This window comes from Janthinobacterium sp. NFX145 (assembly GCF_049810325.1).
GTDB classification, from domain to species: Bacteria; Pseudomonadota; Gammaproteobacteria; order Burkholderiales; family Burkholderiaceae_D; genus Janthinobacterium; species Janthinobacterium rivuli.
This window is the reverse complement of the sequence record NZ_CP187360.1, coordinates 1901358-1918752: the sequence shown is the minus strand read 5'-3', so window position 1 is coordinate 1918752 and position 17395 is coordinate 1901358. Positions and strand designations below refer to the sequence as shown.

The 17395-nt window shown below is 64.2% G+C and carries 15 protein-coding genes; 9 read left to right on the top strand and 6 right to left on the bottom strand.

Features of this window, described 5'->3' with window-relative positions; translation table 11 throughout:
- Nucleotide 1: 1 nt before the first annotated feature.
- Nucleotides 2-1174 (bottom strand): MFS transporter, encoded by a 1173-nt coding sequence (locus tag ACPJXG_RS08610; protein ID WP_425253955.1) that lies wholly within the window; start codon nucleotides 1172-1174, stop codon nucleotides 2-4.
- Nucleotides 1171-2277 (bottom strand): alpha/beta hydrolase, encoded by a 1107-nt coding sequence (locus ACPJXG_RS08605; protein ID WP_425253954.1) that lies wholly within the window; start codon nucleotides 2275-2277, stop codon nucleotides 1171-1173. The genes ACPJXG_RS08610 and ACPJXG_RS08605 overlap by 4 nt, the downstream gene beginning before the upstream one ends.
- Before the next feature lie 97 nt (nucleotides 2278-2374).
- Between ACPJXG_RS08605 and ACPJXG_RS08600 the strand changes: the two genes are divergently transcribed.
- Nucleotides 2375-3268 carry a LysR family transcriptional regulator gene (locus ACPJXG_RS08600; RefSeq protein ID WP_425253953.1) on the top strand — a complete coding sequence of 298 codons (894 nt, stop codon included), beginning with the start codon at nucleotides 2375-2377 and terminating at the stop codon, nucleotides 3266-3268.
- On the opposite strand, the gene ACPJXG_RS08595 is transcribed toward ACPJXG_RS08600, so the two are convergent.
- Nucleotides 3233-4465 carry an MFS transporter gene (locus ACPJXG_RS08595; RefSeq protein ID WP_425253952.1) on the bottom strand — a complete coding sequence of 411 codons (1233 nt, stop codon included), beginning with the start codon at nucleotides 4463-4465 and terminating at the stop codon, nucleotides 3233-3235. The two genes, ACPJXG_RS08600 and ACPJXG_RS08595, sit on opposite strands and share 36 nt — an antisense overlap.
- 85 nt (nucleotides 4466-4550) lie before the next feature.
- Here ACPJXG_RS08595 and ACPJXG_RS08590 point away from each other — a divergent pair, with 85 nt between their 5' ends.
- On the top strand, nucleotides 4551-5471 hold the full coding sequence (locus ACPJXG_RS08590) for a LysR family transcriptional regulator (protein WP_425253951.1): 921 nt from the start codon (nucleotides 4551-4553) through the stop codon (nucleotides 5469-5471).
- Between the two features lie 64 nt (nucleotides 5472-5535).
- On the top strand, nucleotides 5536-6069 hold the full coding sequence (locus ACPJXG_RS08585; RefSeq protein WP_425253950.1) for a DUF4256 domain-containing protein: 534 nt from the start codon (nucleotides 5536-5538) through the stop codon (nucleotides 6067-6069).
- An 11-nt stretch (nucleotides 6070-6080) separates the two neighbouring features.
- On the opposite strand, the gene ACPJXG_RS08580 is transcribed toward ACPJXG_RS08585, so the two are convergent.
- The gene (locus ACPJXG_RS08580; RefSeq protein WP_035820474.1) at nucleotides 6081-8237 is read right to left on the bottom strand and encodes a putative bifunctional diguanylate cyclase/phosphodiesterase; all 2157 of its coding nucleotides are present in this window, start codon (nucleotides 8235-8237) and stop codon (nucleotides 6081-6083) included.
- A gap of 165 nt (nucleotides 8238-8402) precedes the next feature.
- Nucleotides 8403-9329, bottom strand: a complete 927-nt coding sequence (locus tag ACPJXG_RS08575; protein WP_425253949.1) for a LysR family transcriptional regulator — start codon at nucleotides 9327-9329, stop codon at nucleotides 8403-8405.
- A gap of 167 nt (nucleotides 9330-9496) precedes the next feature.
- Here ACPJXG_RS08575 and ACPJXG_RS08570 point away from each other — a divergent pair, with 167 nt between their 5' ends.
- From ACPJXG_RS08570 to ACPJXG_RS08545, 6 genes are all read left to right on the top strand, one after another.
- The gene (locus ACPJXG_RS08570; RefSeq protein WP_425253948.1) at nucleotides 9497-10198 is read left to right on the top strand and encodes a pirin family protein; all 702 of its coding nucleotides are present in this window, start codon (nucleotides 9497-9499) and stop codon (nucleotides 10196-10198) included.
- Nucleotides 10199-10229: 31 nt separating this feature from the next.
- The gene (locus tag ACPJXG_RS08565; RefSeq protein ID WP_099400387.1) at nucleotides 10230-10616 is read left to right on the top strand and encodes a DoxX family protein; all 387 of its coding nucleotides are present in this window, start codon (nucleotides 10230-10232) and stop codon (nucleotides 10614-10616) included.
- A gap of 160 nt (nucleotides 10617-10776) precedes the next feature.
- On the top strand, nucleotides 10777-13026 hold the full coding sequence (locus ACPJXG_RS08560) for a PhoX family protein (protein ID WP_425253947.1): 2250 nt from the start codon (nucleotides 10777-10779) through the stop codon (nucleotides 13024-13026).
- Nucleotides 13027-13246: 220 nt separating this feature from the next.
- The gene (gene ribA / locus ACPJXG_RS08555) at nucleotides 13247-13900 is read left to right on the top strand and encodes a GTP cyclohydrolase II (RefSeq protein ID WP_070224093.1); all 654 of its coding nucleotides are present in this window, start codon (nucleotides 13247-13249) and stop codon (nucleotides 13898-13900) included.
- 76 nt (nucleotides 13901-13976) lie between these two features.
- Complete coding sequence (locus ACPJXG_RS08550; RefSeq protein WP_425253946.1) at nucleotides 13977-15392, top strand: S1 family peptidase; 1416 nt, start codon at nucleotides 13977-13979, stop codon at nucleotides 15390-15392.
- The gene (locus ACPJXG_RS08545; RefSeq protein ID WP_425253945.1) at nucleotides 15389-16369 is read left to right on the top strand and encodes an FHA domain-containing protein; all 981 of its coding nucleotides are present in this window, start codon (nucleotides 15389-15391) and stop codon (nucleotides 16367-16369) included. Before ACPJXG_RS08550 ends, ACPJXG_RS08545 begins: the two co-directional genes overlap by 4 nt.
- Before the next feature lie 98 nt (nucleotides 16370-16467).
- Here the strand turns inward: ACPJXG_RS08545 and ACPJXG_RS08540 are convergent, their stop codons facing one another.
- Nucleotides 16468-17124 carry a CCXG family PEP-CTERM protein gene (locus ACPJXG_RS08540; protein WP_425253944.1) on the bottom strand — a complete coding sequence of 219 codons (657 nt, stop codon included), beginning with the start codon at nucleotides 17122-17124 and terminating at the stop codon, nucleotides 16468-16470.
- Between the last annotated feature and the right edge of the window lie 271 nt (nucleotides 17125-17395).

The window sequence follows — 17395 nt, the reverse complement described above, 5'->3', positions numbered from 1 at the left end:
CTCACCTCAGCCGCGCCGTGCGCCAGGCCAGCAGCGCCGCCAGCACGAGCAGCGCGGCGCTGGCCGTGAAGGTAGCGCGAAAGCCGTAGCCGTCGAGCAGGATGCCGCCCACGGTGGAACCGAAGCCGATGCACAGCTGGACGACGGCCACCATCAGGCCGCCACCGGCTTCGGCGTCATCAGGCAAGGTCTGCGCCAGCCACGACCACCAGCCCGTGGGCGCGGCCGTCGCCAGCAATCCCCATAGCCCCAGCAGCACGAAGACGGGCGCCAGCTCGTCGCCGAACGCCAGCAGGGCCAGCGCGATGGCGGCCATCAGCAAGGGGATGGCGACCAGCGTGCGGTACAGGCCACGCCGCAGCGCGACGCCGATCAGCGCCGTGCCGATGAAGCCGGCCACGCCGATCGCCAGCAGCAGCATCGACAAGGTGGGCACGCCGACGCGCGTGACGTTTTCCAGGAACGGTCGCACATAGGTAAACAGCACGAACTGCCCCATGAAGAACGCGCCGACGGCCAGCATGCCCAGGGCGACCTGGCGGCGTTCGAGCAGGCGCAAGACCTGGCCGGAACGGGCCGAACGCGGCGCCGCCGGCATCGATGGCAGGCTGCACCACTGCCAGGCCAGCGCCAGCAGCGCCACCGGCGCCAGGCACAGGAAGGCGCCGCGCCAGCCGATGCTGGCGCCCAGATAGCTGCCCAGCGGCGCGGCCACCACGGTCGCCAGCGCATTGCCGCCATTGAAGATGGCCAGCGCCCTGGGCACGCTATCGCTGGGCACGAGGCGCATGGCCACGGCGACCGACATCGACCAGAAGCCGCCCACCACCACGCCGATCAGCGCGCGCCCCGCCATATACATCGCATAGTTCGTCGCCAGTCCCACCACCAGCGCGGACACGCACATCAGGCCCGTCAACAGCAGCAGCAAGGTCTTGCGGTTCATCGCAGCCGCCACGGTAGCGATGGACAGGCTGGCCAGCACGGCGAAAGCGCCCGAGATGGCGATGCCATAGCCGGCCAGGCCTTCGCTGACGCGCAAATCCGCCGCCATGGGCGTGAGCAGGCTGACGGGCATGAATTCGGAAGCGATCAGGGTGAACACACACAGGGTCATGGCAAAGATGCCGCCCCAGAACGCGGGCTCTGCCGCCTCGCTGCGGACCGCGCTCATGCCGCCAGGGCGCGCTGGAAGAACGACGTCAGCTTGTCCCAAGGGATCAGGGTCACGCGGTCATACAGGTCGACGTGGCCGGCGCCGGCAACGTAATGGAGTTCTTTCGGCTCGGTGGCGCGCCGGTAGGCATCTTCGCTGAACTCCTTCGAGTGCGCCTGGTCGCCCGTGATGAACAGCAGCGGACGGGGCGAGATCGTCTCGATATCCATGAAAGGATAGAAATTCATGAATTTCACGTTGCTGCTCAAGGTGGGACGGGTGGCGCGCTCGGGCAGCTGGCCGGCCGGGGTATAGGCGCCGCGCGGCGTGCGGTAGAAATCGTGGAATTCGCGCTCGATAGCACTTGGGTTGGCGCTCAGCTCGGGCAAGGTGCCGCTCGTGTACGCGGTGGCGCCGCTGGCAAACTCCACCTGCCGCTGGCGCGCGGCCGCGGCGATATACGCCTGGCGCTGCGCCAGCGTTTGCGAGCGGCGCAAGCCATGACGGCTGGCGCTGCCCATGTCGTACATGCTCACCGTGGCGACAGCCTTGATGCGCGGGTCGATCTTGGCCGCGCTGATGACAAAGCTGCCGCTGCCGCAAATGCCGATGGCGGCGATGCGTTCGCTGTCGACAACCGCTTGTGCGCCGAGAAAATCGACGGCCGCGCTGAAATCCTCGGCGTAGATGTCGGGCGAGACGGCGTTGCGCGGCTGCCCTTCGCTCTCGCCCCAGAACGACAGGTCCAGCGACAGGGCGACGAAGCCCTGCTCGGCCATTTTGGTCGCATACAGGTTCGCGCTTTGCTCCTTGACGGCGCCCATCGGGTGGCCAACGATGATGGCGGCGTGCCGATGGCTGCGATCCAGCTGCGCTGGCAGGAACAGATTGCCGGCAACCGTCATCTGGTACTGGTTCCGGAAGCGCACCGGCTGCACCGTCACCTTGCTACTCTGGTAGAAATTGTCGGCGCCATCGGGCATGGCCGGCAAGGCCGGCGCGGCGACGGCGAAAATGGGTGCGCCCAGGACGGACAGGACGCCCAGTGCCGCCATGCCCGTGCCGGCGGCCTTGACGAATTCGCGGCGGCCAGCGGTCGTTTTCATGCGTGTTGTCTTCATGCCATGCTCCTTTAAAAGTCAGGGCACCATCTTGACGCAGGCAAGCTCTTTTGATTAGCGGGTACAATCTTGATATAGTTATGAGAAAAATTCAGCAATGAGCCAAAACAAAGTCAACGATCTGCAAGCCTTCCTGGCCGTGGCGCGGGAACGCAGCTTTACCAGGGCCGCCGCCAGGCTGGGCATCACCGCGTCCGCGCTCAGCCATACCATCCGCACCCTGGAAGAACGGCTGGGCGTGCGCCTGCTGGCGCGCACCACGCGCAACGTGGCGCCCACCGACGCGGGTGAAAAGCTCATGCTGGCCATCGCGCCCCTGTTCGAGCAGATCGCCGCCGAGGTCGAGGCGCTGGGCGCGCTGCGCGACAAGCCCAGGGGCACCATCCGCGTCACCTGCACCGACGACCATATCGAATTGCTGTTGCGGCCCATGCTGGCAGGCTTCCTGCGCGACTATCCCGACATCACCCTGGAACTGGTGGTCGACTACGGCTTTACGAATGTTGTCGAGCAGCGTTTCGACGCCGGCATCCGCCTGGGCGAAGCCATCAGCAAGGACATGATCGCCGTGCGCATCGGCCCCGACTGGCGCCTGGCCGTGGTGGGCTCGCCCGCGTTTTTTGCGCGCCATGGAGCGCCCGGGACGCCGCATGCGCTGACGGAATTCGCCTGCGTGAATATCCGCCACCGGCCCGCTGGCGCCATCTACGCGTGGGAATTCGAAAAGGATGGGCAAGCCTTTGCCGTCAAGGCCGAAGGCCAGCTGGTCTTCAACAGCATCATGCACGTGCTCAATGCGGCGCTCGACGGCATCGGCCTGGCCTACGTGCCCGAGCCGCTGCTGGCGCCCTACCTGGCCGATGGCCGCCTGGTCGAAATCCTCGCCGACTGGTGCCCCACCTTCCAGGGCTACCATCTGTACTACCCGAACCGGCGCCAGGCCACGCCCGCGTTTTCAGCCTTCGTGGAGGCGCTGCGCTACCGCGCCTGACTGCTGGCCATTCTTGCGCGCCAGCCAGGCCAGCGGCAGCAGCGCCAGCAAGGCAGCCGCCACGCCGGCCCATGGTGACGCCGCCATCATGTGGCGCGACACCATCAGCGCACCGAGCATGGAACCGAAGGAAATGCCCAGGTTAAACGCGGAAATGTTCAGGCCAGAGGCGAAATCGACGGCTTGCGGCGTGTAGCGCTCGGCCGTGGCCAGCATGCCGGCCTGCAGGGCGGGCGACAGGCCAAAGGCGAACACGCCCCAGACGAACAGCATCACCGTCATCATCCAGGGTGAACTGATGCTCAGCGCCACGCCCGCCTGCGTGACGGCCAGCAACAGCAGCATCAGGCGCAAGGCCTTTTGCCAGCCCAGGTGGCTGGTCAGGTAGCCGCCCGCCATGTTGCCGGCAAAGGTGGCGATGCCGAACACGATCAGCAAGGCGCTGGCCATGGTGGCGGAAAAACCCGTCACATCCGTCAGGATGGGCGTAATGAACGTGAAGGCGGCAAAGCTGCTGCCAAAGCCAAACGTCGTCACGGCCATCATGGTGATAATGGGGCCGCTGCCCAGGGCCGCCAGCTGCGTCATGGCCTTGCCGCCCTTGCCCTGCTGCAAACCGGCCGGCAGCCAGCGCGCCATGGCGCCCAGGCCCAGCGCGGCCAAGACCACCACGGCAAAGAAGGGCAAGCGCCAGCCCATCAGGTTGCCCAGAAAACTGCCGAACGGCACGCCGATCACCATGGCCAGGGTCAAGCCGGCAAACATCACGGAGATCGCCCTGCCCGCCTGTTCCTTGCTGACCAGGCTGGCCGCCACGGTGGCGCCGATGGCAAAGAAGGTGCCGTGCGCCACGGCCGTGATGACTCGCCCCACCAGCAACAGTTCGAACGTGTGCGAAAAGGCGGCCAGCAGGTTACCGGCGAGAAAAACGCTCATCAGGCCCAGCAAGGCCGCCTTGCGCGGCAGGCGCGACATCAGCAGCACCAGCAGCGGCGTGCCGATGGCCAAGGCCAGCGCATACAGGCTGACCAGCGAGCCGGCCGATTCGATGGAAATCTGCAAATCTTTCGCGATGGTGGGCAAGATGCCGACAACGATGAATTCGGTCACGCCGATGGCGAAGGCGCCGACGGCCAGCGCCAGCACGCCGGGCGGCATCTTGCTGGCTTGAGGTGAAACAGGGCTTGCGGTGGTCATGACATTCTCCGGCAGAGTTCAAGCCAGCCAGTGTATCGGGCATTCCGCTTTTGATATAGACTCTCATAATGGAAACACCTGTGAAATGGATTCAATAATGGCCAGGCAAGACATCAACCGCGCGTTCGAGATGGCCGTGTTTGTGGCCGTAGTGGAAACGGGCGCCTTTTCCGCCGCCGCGCGCCGCCTGGCCTTGACGCCATCGGCCGTCAGCAAGCTCGTCAACCGCCTGGAAGCGCGGCTCGGCGCCCGCTTGCTCCAGCGCAGCACGCGCCAGCTGCACACGACGCCCGAGGGCGACGCTTTCTTCGTGCAATGCAAGCGCATCCTCGACGATATCGATGGCGCCGAGCGCGAAGCATCGCAGGGGGCGGCGCCGCGCGGACGCTTGCGCATCAACTGTTTCGTGCCGTTCGGCGTGCGCCATCTGCTGCCCATCCTGCCCGAGTTCGCGCAGCGCTATCCCGACATCGTGCTCGACGTCGTCGTCAGCGACGCCATCGTCGACTTGCTGGAAGACCGCACCGACATCGCCATCCGCACGGGCAAGCTGAAGGAATCGAACCTGGTGGCGCGCAAACTGGGCGAAGACACGATGGTCGTCGTGGCCTCGCCGGCCTACGCGGCGCGGCACGGCCTGCCGCGCACGCCGCAGGAATTGTCCACGCACAATCTGCTGGCCTTCAACTTCCGCTGCCAGAACGAAACCTGGCCCTTCCTCGATGGCGCGGGCGGAACGATGCAGGTGGCGCCGCAGGGCAATACCTGTGTCAGCGATGGCGAAAGCATGCGCCAGCTGGTGCTGGCCGGCATGGGACTGGGACGCTTTTCACGCCAGCACGTGCTGCGCGATATCGAGCGAGGCGATTTGATCCCCGTGCTGCAGGATTATAATCCGGGCGACAGGGAACTCGTGCATGCCGTCTTCGTGGGACCGGGCCTGCAAGTGCCGGCCAGGGTGCGCGTGATGCTTGATTATCTGCTGGAAAAGGTCAGGCTGGGGTGAGCGCCGCCGACACACATCGCGTCTTATAATCGGCAATATCATTGAACTTCCATTGAGGCGCACCATGCATGATGACTTGATCCACACCTTGCAAACCCGCTTCAGCCAGCACATGCACCGCCACTCGGGATTGGCGTGGGACAAGGTGCTGGCGCGGTTGCATGCCGCTCCCGCCAGCCTGGCGGTATTGCAGCAAATGGAAGACACGGGCGGCGAACCGGACGTCATCGGGCACGCCGGCGACACGGGCGCCGTCACGTTTTGCGATTGTTCGGCAGAAAGCCCGCTCGGCCGGCGCAGCCTGTGTTTCGATGCGGCGGCCCTGGCCGCGCGCAAGGCCAACAAGCCGGCCGGCAGCGCCATGGCCATGGCGCAAACGATGGGAGTCACACTGTTGACGGAAACGCAGTACCGCCAGTTGCAGGAACTGGAACCATTCGACCGGAAAACGTCAAGCTGGATCGCGACGCCGGACAGCATCCGCGCGCTGGGCGGCGCCCTGTTTTGCGACCGCCGCTATGAACAGGTCTTCGTCTACCACAATGGCGCCGAATCGTATTATGCGAGCCGGGGTTTCCGTGGACGACTAACCGTCTGACAATCGCTGGCTCAGGCCAGCTCTTCCAGCCGCAACTGCCGGCCTTCGTCGAGCATCAGCTCGAACTCGGCCGCCGTCACGGCCGGGCTGAACAGATAACCTTGCAGCTGGTCGCAGCCGAGTTCGCGCAGAAAGCGCATCTGCTCGGCCGTTTCCACCCCTTCGGCGACGATTTCCTGGCGCAGCTGCTGCGCCATGGTGACGATGGCGCGGGCGATGGCGCAATCGTTTTCCTCGAACGGCAAGCCGATGACGAAGGAGCGGTCGATTTTCAAGGTACTGATGGGGAATTTCTTCAGGTACGCCAGGCTGGAATAGCCGGTGCCGAAGTCGTCCAGCGCCAGCGCCAGGCCCATGGCCACCAGCTGGTTCATGATGTCGATCACCTTGTCGGCGCCGCGCATCAGCAGGCTTTCCGTGATTTCCAGCATGATCTGGTCGGGCCGCACGCCGTAGCGTTCCAGCACGGCCGCTATGCGCGCCGGCAACTGTTCATCGAACTGGCGCGCCGACAGGTTGACGGCGATGGCCGGCATGTGCAGGCCACGGTCTTCCCAGTTGCGGATCTGGCGGCAGGCCTCGTCCAGCACCCACGTGCCCAGCTCCAGGATCAAACTGGTTTCCTCGGCAACGGGAATGAAAAGGCCGGGCGAGACCATGCCGCGCATCGGATGCTTCCAGCGCAGCAAGGCTTCCGCGCCGACGATGCGCCCGCTCGCCAGGCTCACTTTCGGCTGGTAATGCAATTCCAGCTCCTTGTCGCCCAGGGCCAGCCGCATTTCGCTTTCCAGGCGCAAATGCTCCTTGGCCCGGCGGTTCATGTCTTCGCGGTAAAACAGGAAGGTCGATTCGATCGTCTGCCCCGCCTTGGCCACGGCCACGTCGGCAAAGCGGAACAGGGCCGGCGCTTCCAGGCCGTCTTCCGGATACACGGTGATGCCGATGCTGGCGCCCACGTGCAGCGCGTGCGCATCGATATTGATCGGCGCCTCGAGCAGGTTGAGCAGCTTTTGCGCCACATTCGCCGCGTGTTCGCGCTTTTCGATGTGCAAGAGCGCCACGACGAACTTGCTGTTGTCGACGCGCGCCAGGATGTCGGCGTCGCGCAGGGCGCCACGGAACAGCTGGCCGATGGCGATCACCAGCTGGTCGCCCACTTCATGGCCCAGGGTGTCGCTGATGGAACCGATGCGACTGATGTCGATGACCATCAGCGCGCCATGCGTGCCTTGCCGTTTCGCTTCGGCCAGGCCCTGGTCGACCAATTGATTGAGCAAGCAGCGGTTGGGCAAGCCCGTCAGGCTGTCGTAATTGGCCATGCGCTGCATGCGCGCTTCCGCATCCTTGTGCACCGAGATATCGGAAAACAGGGAAAACACGTGGCTGATTTCGCCAAATTCGTCGCGCACGACGCTGATGGTGACGTCTTGCGGGAACAGCTCGCCATTCTTGCGCTTGCCGATGATTTCGCCGCGCCAGGAGCCGTGCCCGCGCATGGCGGCGCGCACCTTGGCGCGGAAATCGGGGTCGTGCACGCCCGAGCGCAGCAAATCCGGCGTGCGGCCGATGGCTTCGGCGGGCGAATAGCCGGTGATGCGGGAAAACGAACTGTTGATCGAGACGATGCGCTCTTCCGCATCCGTGATCAGCACGGCTTGCTCGCTGTCTTCGATGATGCGTGCGTGCAACCTCACCTTGTCCACGTCGGACAGCGGCTCGCTCATGGCCGACAGGCGCACGGCCATGCCGCAGGCCTTGCCCGCCTGGTCGTGGATCACGTGGCGGTGCATGCGCAACCACGTCACCATGCCCGACTTCTTGCGCCGGCGCACATCGGTGGCCACGTCGCCCTGGGTGAAATGCAACTCCAGCACGCTCGCTTCCGCGTCGTCTTCCGGATACAGGAACAGGATGTGCTGGCCCAGCGCTTCCAGTTCGGAATAGCCGAACATCTGTTCGGCGCCATGGTTCCAGCCGATCAAAAAGCCGTCGGGATCGATTTCCAGCAAGGCGTCGGGGGGCGCCACGCGCACCACGGGGCGGCTGGCGCCGCGCAGCCGCTCCAGTTCCTCCTCCAGCCGCGCCAGGGTGGCGGCCTGCTGCGGCCCCGCCTGTTCACGGGCATCCTGGGCCAGGCGCAGGCACAGCGCAACCTTCGCCTCAAGCATGGCAACCCCACTCGTGGGCCAGGTCAGGGGAACATATCAGGGGCGCTGCGGTGTGTGTAATCATCAAAATCCCACTGTGGGGCGTGGAGGTCGGGCAAGAAATACAATTGCAATACTGCGAATATGGTAACTTAAAAATGTTGGCGTATGTCAACATTTTAAGACCTACGCCGAATGGCCCGGCAGATGCTGCGCCAGGCGTGCAAACACATCCGGCTCGCGCATGCGCGCCATCCACCAGCGCAATCCGGCGCCGTCCTCGCCCACTCTCCAGGCCAGATAAAACGTTTCCGACGGTTTCGGTTCTTCCACGGCCTTTTCCACCAGCAAGCCGCGCGCGATGGCGGCCCGCGCGCACGGCCCCGGCAGGAAGCCAAAGCCCAGCCCCAGCACCTGGTAATCGAACTTGACCTGCATGTTCGGCACGCTCAAGGCATCCTGCCCCAGCAGCAAGCCCACCGTGCGCGGCGCCATCTGGCGCGCCGAATCGGCCACCACCACGGCCCGGTGCTGCTGCAGGTGGCCGCGCGACAACGGTTCCTGCACCTGGGCCAGCGGGTGCGTGGGCGCCACGGTGAAGACGAAGTCGAGCATGCCGATCGGCTGCGCGATATAGCCGCCGCCGGCCGGCCCGTCGCCGGGCGCGCCCACCAGCAAGTCGGCGCGCCGGTCCAGCAGCGCTTCCCACGTGCCCGACAGCGTGTCTTGCGACAGGCGCAGACGCGTCTGCTGCGCCACATCGTAAAAGGCGCGCACGTCGTCGGCCAGGGCCACGGCGGAAAACATGGAATCGATGCCGATGGACAATTCCGTTTCCCAGCCAGACGCCACCCTGCGCACGCGGTGCTCGAGGTCCTGCGCCGCCTTCAATAGATAACGGCCTTCTTTCAGCAATTCCTGGCCGGCCGCCGTCAGCATGACTTTCGGGCCATTGCGCTGGAACACCTGCACGCCCAGGTCGTCTTCCAGCTTGGCCACCGTATAGGAAATGGTAGACGGGACTTTATGCAATTCCTTGCCGGCCGACGAGAACGATCCGCGGCGGTCGATGGCGTCAACGATTTGCAGGGCTTCCAGGCTCAGTCTTAACATTCGATTTTTTCGATCATAGGTCGCAAGATTTTCCGTTTTTCTTTCTCTGCTGGGGGGCCTATACTTTGTTCATCGTACAGCGAAGGGCAGAAAAGAAGCCACGGCACAGCGCCAGGCAACGGTCCTTCGAAATTATCGCACATTAACTTATAGAAACGGAGTCCACCATGTTACAGATTCGTCATAGCGAAGAACGCGGCGCCGCCAACCACGGCTGGCTCAATTCCCACCACAGCTTTTCCTTCGGCAGCTACCACGATCCGCTGCACATGGGCTTTGGTCCCCTGCTGGTGATCAATGAAGACCGGGTCACGCCTGGCCAGGGTTTCGGCACGCACGGCCACCGCGACATGGAAATCATTTCGTATGTGCTCGACGGCGCGCTGGAACACAAGGACAGCATGGGCACCGGTTCCGTCCTGCACTACGGCGATGTGCAGCGCATGAGCGCCGGCAGCGGCGTGCGCCACAGCGAGTTCAACCACTCGGCAACGGATGGCTTGCACTTCCTGCAGATCTGGATCCAGCCGAACGTGACGGGCATTCCCCCCAGCTATGAAGAGAAACACTTCACGCCGGACAGCAAACGGGGCAAGCTGCGCCTGATCGCCTCTTCCGATGGCCGCCAGGGTTCGGTGCTGATCCACCAGGATGCGGCCATCTACGCCAGCATCCTGCAGGAGGGCGAACAGGCCGAACATGCGCTCGACGAAGGCCGCCTCGCTTATGTGCATCTGATCCGCGGCAGCCTGGTCGTCAACGGCACGCCCTTGAAAGCGGGCGATGCGCTGAAACTGACGCAGGAAGCGGCTGTGATCATTACCCAACCAGAGGACGCAGAGTTCCTGGTCTTCGACTTGCCTAAATAATTAACAAATAAATATACAGAAAGAGAAAATCATGGAAAACAGAAGCAACGTATTGTTCCCCCTCGGCCGTGCCGCCCTTGGCGTGCTGTTCTTTGTCTCGGGCTTGCTGAAAATCGGCGGTTTTGCCGGTGTGGCCGGCTACATGGCCAGCCAGGGCTTGCCCATCGCCAATATCTTGCTGGTGGGCGTGATCGTGCTGGAAGTGGGCGGCGGCTTGCTCTTGATCACGGGCTGGCAGGCGCGCTGGGCGGCGCTGGCCCTGGCGCTGTTCCTGATCCCGACGACGCTCATCTTCCACGCCTTCTGGAGCGCCGATGCGGCCCACTTCCAGGACCAGCTGACGAACTTCCTGAAGAACCTGTCCATCTTCGGCGGCATGCTCTTGCTGGTGGAGCGCGGTTTTCGCCAGGCCAGGTAAGACCAAGGCTGCCTGACCGGACGGGCCCGTCATCGACGCGGCCCGCCCGGCCGGCCGGCGGCCTGTCATTGTTTTGTCATCAGGCTGACATGGCGCTGTCACATTAGCTGATTATCATCCGGTTGCCTTTAAATCACGCAACCACAGGACATCGCAGCCCATGAACAAGCCCAACGATCTGGCCATCAGCGCCACCGATCTGAACGACATTGACAGCCAAGCGTCCCACGACAACCATTTCAACAGCATCCTGAACGCCCGCCTGAGCCGCCGTAACTGGCTGCGCGGCAGCGCCGTCACGGCCGCTACCGCCGTCATGGGTTCGATGGGCCTGTCCGCCTGCGGTGGCGGCAGCGACGCCATCGCCGTCACGCCGACGCCAACGCCAACCCCAACACCCGAAAAACTGCTGGCCTTCACGGCCGTGCCGAAAAGCCTGGCCGACGTCGTGTCGGTACCGGCCGGCTACACGGCCACGGCCCTGTACGCGCTGGGTGACTCGCTGCGCGCGGCCACGCCAGCGTACAAGAACGACGGCAGCGACACCGATTTCGACAACCGCGCCGGCGACCACCACGACGGCATGGAATACTACGGCCTGTCCGCCGCCGGTGCGCCGCTGGCGTCCGGCGCCGAACGGGGCTTGCTGGCGATGAACCATGAAGCGACCACGGACGAAACACTGTCCTCGCACTTCCTGCACGTCAATGGCGGCACCACCTCGCTGCCCCGCCCCGCCGCCGAAGTCGACAAGGAAGTGGCCGTCCACGGCCTGAGCGTGGTGGAAGTCAAGAAGACGGGCAGCGCCTGGGCCACCGTCAACGATTCCGCCTTCAACCGCCGCGTCACTCCGCTGACGGACATCGAGCTTGCCGGCCCCGTGCGCGGCAACGCCCTCGTCGTCACCAAATATTCGCCGACCGGCACCAAGACGCGCGGCACCATCAACAATTGCGGCACGGGCAAGTCGCCTTGGGGCAGCTACCTGTCCGGCGAAGAAAACTGGGCCGGCTACTTCACCCGCTCGGCCACCGACAATGCGGCGCGCGGCGACAAATCCGTCGTGTCGCTGAACCGCTATGGCCGCAGCCAGGGCGGCGCCTCGCGCCACGGCTGGGAAACGGGCGGCAGCGACGACAAGTACGCGCGCTGGAATCTGAGCAAAATCGGCGCGTCGACCAACGGCAGCGACGACTACCGCAATGAATTGAACGGCATGGGCTACATCGTCGAGATGGACCCGTACGACAAGACCAAAGCCATCCGCAAGCGCACGGCGCTGGGCCGCTACGCGCACGAAAGCGCCGCCTTCAGCGTGCCGGCCGTGGGCCAGCAGCTGGCCGTGTACATGGGCGACGATTCACGCAACGAGTACATCTACAAATTCGTCACGACGGCCGTCTGGGCCGCCGCCGACGCGAACCCGGCTGACCGTATCGCCACCGGCGACAAATACCTCGATTCGGGCAAGCTGTACGTGGCCAAGCTGGCCGCCGACGGCACGGGCCAGTGGATCGAGCTGGCCATGTCGAACGCGCAGATCCAGGCCTACAGCGCCTACAAGTTCGCCGACCTGGCCGACGTGCTGGTCAATGCCCGCCTGGCGGCCGACGCCGTGGGCGCGACAAAGATGGACCGCCCGGAATGGTGCTCGGTCAACCCGGCCAATGGCGAGATCTACTACACGCTGACCAACAACTCGAACCGCACCGTCAATCCGAGCGGCTCGTCGCAGCTGGCGCCGGACAGCGCCAACCCGCGCGCCTACACGGACATGAAGGGCAGCAGCGCGCAAAACGGCAATCCGAACGGCCACATCATCCGCTTCAAGGAAGGCACGGGCGCGGCCGCGGCCACCAGCTTTACGTGGGATGTCTACCTGTTTGGCGCCGAGAGCGGCGCCGACGCCAGCAAGATCAACCTGTCGAACCTGACGGCCGACCAGGATTTCTCCAGCCCAGACGGCCTGGCCTTCAGTCCCTACACGGGCATCTGCTGGATCCAGACGGACGATGGCGCGTACACGGATGTGACCAACTGCATGATGCTGGCGGCCATCCCCGGCAAGGTCGGCGACGGCGCCAAGTCGACCCTGAACTACGCGACGGCGGCCGGCGGCAGCCTGGCCGTCGACACCTTCATCGGCAAGAAACCCACGGCCGACACGCTCAAGCGCTTCCTGGTGGGGCCGGTCGGCTCGGAAATCACGGGCATCAGCGAAACGCCTGATGGCAAGACCATGTTCATCAACATCCAGCATCCGGGCGAAAACACCAAGCTGGCCAATATCGGCGATCCGTCCAAATACACGAGCCAGTGGCCGGCCAACGCCGGTTATGGCGCCGGCAAGCGTCCGCGCTCGGCCACCATCGTGATCACCAAGAACGACGGCGGACGCATCGGCAGCTGATGGACCGTGCCTGGCGGAGGCATCCGCCAGGCAAAGCCAGCAATTCACCTTGTAAAAGAAGGAAGTGCCCCTAAGTAAGGTTTATCACCAGACATTGCAACGACCGAATGGCAGCCAGGGAAAACGTTTCCCTGCTTTTTGGTATGATGGCAAGGCGCGCCGGCACCGGAGTGGTGTCGCGCGCCTTTTATTTTTGATAATTACTTATATGAGCACAACCATGCAAAGCGGCGCAGACCTCCTGGCGACAGGCGAATTGGATTACACGACTTCCTGCGCACTGCCGACGCCGTGGGCCCAGTTCACCTTGCACGCCTTTGTCGAGCACGCGACGGGCAAGGAACACCTGGCCATGGTGCTGGGCGATATCGGCAACGGCGAACCGGTGCTGGCGCGCGTGCATTCCGAGTGCCTGACGGGCGACGTGCTGTTTTCGCAGCGCTGCGACTGTGGCGCGCAGCTCGAGGGCGCCCTGAAACGCATCGCCGAGGAAGGCCGCGGCATCTTGCTGTACCTGCGTCAGGAAGGACGCGGCATCGGCCTGATCAACAAGATCCGCGCCTACCGCCTGCAGGAAGCGGGCGCCGACACGGTGCAGGCGAATGAACAGCTGGGCTTCAAGGCCGACGCGCGCAACTACACCTTGTGCAAACCCATGTTCGCGCAATTCGGCATCCACAGCCTGCGCCTGATGACGAACAATCCGCGCAAAATCGCCGCCATGGAAGCGCTGGGCATCACGGTGGCCGAACGGGTGCCGCTGCTGGTCAACCGCAACGCCTTCAATCAGCACTACCTGAATACCAAGCAAAGCAAGCTCGGTCACATGATGACGCCGGAAACGGCGCCGGCACTGGAAGACGGCGCCCTGTAGTCCCCCGGGCTGGCGCGGAACGGCGTGTCACTCGGGCGCCGGCCCGGCCTCGCTCCGGCTCACGCACAAAGGATGCATGAAATTATCTGACTACGCCTTCCTGCTGGCCAGCCTGTGCGCTGCGGCAGGCGCACACGCGGCCCCGGTACCTGCGCCAGCCGCTGCGCCAGCCACTGCCCCCACCGCATCGACTCCCCCCATCAAACCGCCGCCGGCCACCGCCGCGCCCGCCGCCACCGAACATGCGGCCCTGCCGCCGCCCTCGTCGGCCGCGCAAAAGCTGTACACGGCCGCGCGCGCCGACATCCTGCAAGTGCGCGTGCTGCTGAAAAACGGCCGCACGCAATCGTCCGTCGGCTCGGGCTTTTTGATCGGCACGGGCGACCTGGTGGTCAGCAACTATCATGTCGTGTCCCAGTTCGCGCTCGACCCCGATACTTACGTGGGCGAGTGGGTCGACACGAGCGGCCAGCGCGGCAACGTGGAATTACTGGCCGTCGACGTGCTGCACGATCTGGCGGTATTGCGCGTGAACCGCCACGGTACGGGCTTCTTCAAGATGCCGGAAGCGCTGGCGCCGCTGACCCAGGGCCAGTACCTGTATTCGATGGGCAATCCGCTGGACCTGGGCTTCGCCATTTCGGAAGGCTCGTACAACGGCGTCGTCACGCGCAGCTTCTACGACCAGCTGATGTTTACGGGGCCGATCAATTCCGGCATGAGCGGCGGCCCCAGCGTCACGGCGAATGGCGACGTGGCCGGCATCAATGTTTCAAAACGCCTCGATGGCGAACTCGTCAGTTTCCTCGTGCCCGCCCGCTATGCCCAGCAATTGCTGGCCAAGGTGGCGCAGCAAGGCAAGCCGCCGAAAGACTACAAGCCCCTGGTGACGGCGCAACTGCTGGCGCACCAGGAAGTCATGCTGGCGCGCCTGCTCGATACGCCCTTGAGCCTGAAAGCCATGGGACCGTACCGCGTGCCCGTGCGCGAATCCAACCAGATGCGCTGCTGGGGCCGCTCCAACGTGAAGTCCGACAAGCCCTATATGCTCGACAACACCAGCTGCGCCATGGAATCGGCGATCTTCATTTCCGGCGCCCTGCAGACGGGGCAAGTGTCGATGCGCCACGAATTTTTGCGCAGCAGCGAACTGGGCGCCCTGCGCTTTTCCGAGCTGGCCAGCGCTTCGTTCAAGAATGAAAGTTTCGGCAGCTACAAGAGCGTGAACCTGACCGGCCCGCAGTGCACCGAACAATTCGTCAAGAACAAGACCCTGCCCCTGCGCGCCGTGCTGTGCGTGCGCGCCTACCGCAAGTTTACGGGGCTGTACGACTTTGCCCTGCTGGCCACCAGCACCGACGAGCCACTCATGAGCCTGCAAAGCCGCATCGACGCGCGCGGCGTGTCGTATGCCAACGGCATGCGCGTCACGCGCACCTTCCTCGAAGCGCTGTCGCGCGCGCCCTCCACCACCAGCAGCCGCAAGCCATGAAGCCGCCCTATTACCTTGAAATCCTCGCCGAGAATGGCGAAGTGCAGCGGCGCCAGCGGATCGAGTCCTTGCCGATCCGCATCGGCCGTGGCTACGACAACGACTTCATCCTCGACGACGCGCATACGGCCGCCGCGCACGCCATCGTCGAGGACGACGGCGCAGGCGGCCTGCTGCTGCGCGACCTGGGCAGCCAGAATGGCGTGATCCACCGGGGACAGCGGCAATTGCAAGTGGCCATGAGCGGCAACAGCATCGTGCGCCTCGGCCACACGCGCCTGCGCGTGCGCGCCAGCGATCATCCGGTGGCGCCCGAACTGGGCGACACGACCCGGCACGACTGGGAAGGCTTGCGCCCCGCCGTCGCCGGCCTGGCCATGATCGGCGCCTCCGCGGCCTTCAGCAACTGGCTCAGCGATGCGGACGCCTTCGAGCCGATTTCCTACCTGATGATCATCGCCTACGCGCTGGCCGGCGGCCTCGTGTGGGCGTCGGTCTGGGCCGTGGCAAACCGGCTGTTCGGCCATGTGGCGCGCTTCGGCCGCCACCTGTTCATCATCGGCTGCGGCTTGCTGGCCATGGAAGTGTGGGAACTGGGCAGCAACGTGGCGGCGTATGCACTGTCGCTGGAAGCGCTGACGCGCTACGGACGGCACATGTTCATCGTCATCATCTGCGTCATGATCTACTACCATTTGCGCACGATCAAGCCGCAGCATCCGCGCCGCTTCGGCCTCGTCGCCGTCGTGCTGGCGATCATTGGCTCGACCCTGATCCTGCTGAGCAACCTGCAGATCAGCGGCCGCCTTGCCGACGAGACATACATGTCGGTCATTTACCCTCCGGTCCTGCGTGTCAGCCCGGATCACACGACGGACGCCTTCTTTCGCGACGCAGTCGGCCTGCAGCGCGCCGTCGACGCCGAGCGGGGCAAGGTGGCCAAGGGCGCCGACGAAGACGAAGACAGCGGCGATTGAGACGCTGCCATGCAAAAAGCCCGCCATGTCCTGGCAGACCGGCGGGCTTTTTTACGTGCGCCGCGAGGCGCGCAGAGTAGTGCTGTTAAAACGTGCGCTTAAAACTTGTCATCCTGCTTGCGGCGCGCCGTAAAACCCAGCAGGCCCAGGCCGATCAGCAGCATGGCATAGGTGCTTGGCTCCGGCACGGCCGACACCAGGCCATCGGTGCTGGAAAAGCTGGCGAAATTGTTGTTGCCCGCCTTGAACTGAACTTGCTGGCCGCCATCGCAGCAGTTTTCCAGGCCAAAGATGCTCAAGGTGTGGTTGCCGGCCGACAAGGTGCCCGAACCGCCGAGGAACTGGCTGCTGTTATTGTAATTACCAGCCCACCACAAGTCGCTGCTCTTGAAATCCAGCGCCACGCCGTCGAGGAAAAGGGCCCCGCCCTTGCCGAAATCGACGCCGCTGCGGAAGCTCCAGGCGCCCGCATCGGCTGCGCTGACGCCAAAATTGATCACCGACTTGAAGGCGACGTTCGAACCGCTGCCGAACAGGCTGCTGTTCGTGAAGTTGTTATAGCTGGCGATCGTCGTGGTGCCATAGCCGGCGCCCGGCGTGGCCACGGCGGCATTCACTACGGACTGGTAAGCGGCGGCGGAAGCTTGCGCGCCGGCGTTCGAGTAGCCGGTGGACACGGTGATGGTGCTGGCGTTCGCGTGGGCAAACACACCAGCAACGATCAGGGACAGGGCGATTTTAGGCAAGTTTTTCATGATAAGTATCCAGTCAGTAAGTATTCAACGGGCGCAACAGGCGTGAAGGCGCTTGAGCTGAATACACGCTGCATTGAGGCGTGTCGGCGTAGCGCAGGAATTGCAAGGATGAGCGGTCGGGGACGTGGCTTCCGCAAAACAGCGCGGACTTGCGGCGTGCCATGGCGGCACTGCAAGCGTCCTGGAAAGGGTTCGGGTTCCCGGGACAAAACCAGACAATTGACGGGTCAGGTGAAACGTTGAATCTATTCTATCTTAAATTCCCTAGAAG

Bases quoted from the DNA above. Each gene is read 5' to 3' on its own strand.
- ACPJXG_RS08610 (WP_425253955.1), bottom strand. From the start codon at position 1,174: ATGAGCGCGGTCCGCAGCGAGGCGGCAGAGCCCGCGTTCTGGGGCGGC.
- ACPJXG_RS08605 (WP_425253954.1), bottom strand. From the start codon at position 2,277: ATGAAGACAACACGCATGAAAACGACCGCTGGCCGCCGCGAATTCGTC.
- ACPJXG_RS08600 (WP_425253953.1), top strand. From the start codon at position 2,375: ATGAGCCAAAACAAAGTCAACGATCTGCAAGCCTTCCTGGCCGTGGCG.
- ACPJXG_RS08595 (WP_425253952.1), bottom strand. From the start codon at position 4,465: ATGACCACCGCAAGCCCTGTTTCACCTCAAGCCAGCAAGATGCCGCCC.
- ACPJXG_RS08590 (WP_425253951.1), top strand. From the start codon at position 4,551: ATGGATTCAATAATGGCCAGGCAAGACATCAACCGCGCGTTCGAGATG.
- ACPJXG_RS08585 (WP_425253950.1), top strand. From the start codon at position 5,536: ATGCATGATGACTTGATCCACACCTTGCAAACCCGCTTCAGCCAGCAC.
- ACPJXG_RS08580 (WP_035820474.1), bottom strand. From the start codon at position 8,237: ATGCTTGAGGCGAAGGTTGCGCTGTGCCTGCGCCTGGCCCAGGATGCC.
- ACPJXG_RS08575 (WP_425253949.1), bottom strand. From the start codon at position 9,329: ATGTTAAGACTGAGCCTGGAAGCCCTGCAAATCGTTGACGCCATCGAC.
- ACPJXG_RS08570 (WP_425253948.1), top strand. From the start codon at position 9,497: ATGTTACAGATTCGTCATAGCGAAGAACGCGGCGCCGCCAACCACGGC.
- ACPJXG_RS08565 (WP_099400387.1), top strand. From the start codon at position 10,230: ATGGAAAACAGAAGCAACGTATTGTTCCCCCTCGGCCGTGCCGCCCTT.
- ACPJXG_RS08560 (WP_425253947.1), top strand. From the start codon at position 10,777: ATGAACAAGCCCAACGATCTGGCCATCAGCGCCACCGATCTGAACGAC.
- ribA (WP_070224093.1), top strand. From the start codon at position 13,247: ATGCAAAGCGGCGCAGACCTCCTGGCGACAGGCGAATTGGATTACACG.
- ACPJXG_RS08550 (WP_425253946.1), top strand. From the start codon at position 13,977: ATGAAATTATCTGACTACGCCTTCCTGCTGGCCAGCCTGTGCGCTGCG.
- ACPJXG_RS08545 (WP_425253945.1), top strand. From the start codon at position 15,389: ATGAAGCCGCCCTATTACCTTGAAATCCTCGCCGAGAATGGCGAAGTG.
- ACPJXG_RS08540 (WP_425253944.1), bottom strand. From the start codon at position 17,124: ATGAAAAACTTGCCTAAAATCGCCCTGTCCCTGATCGTTGCTGGTGTG.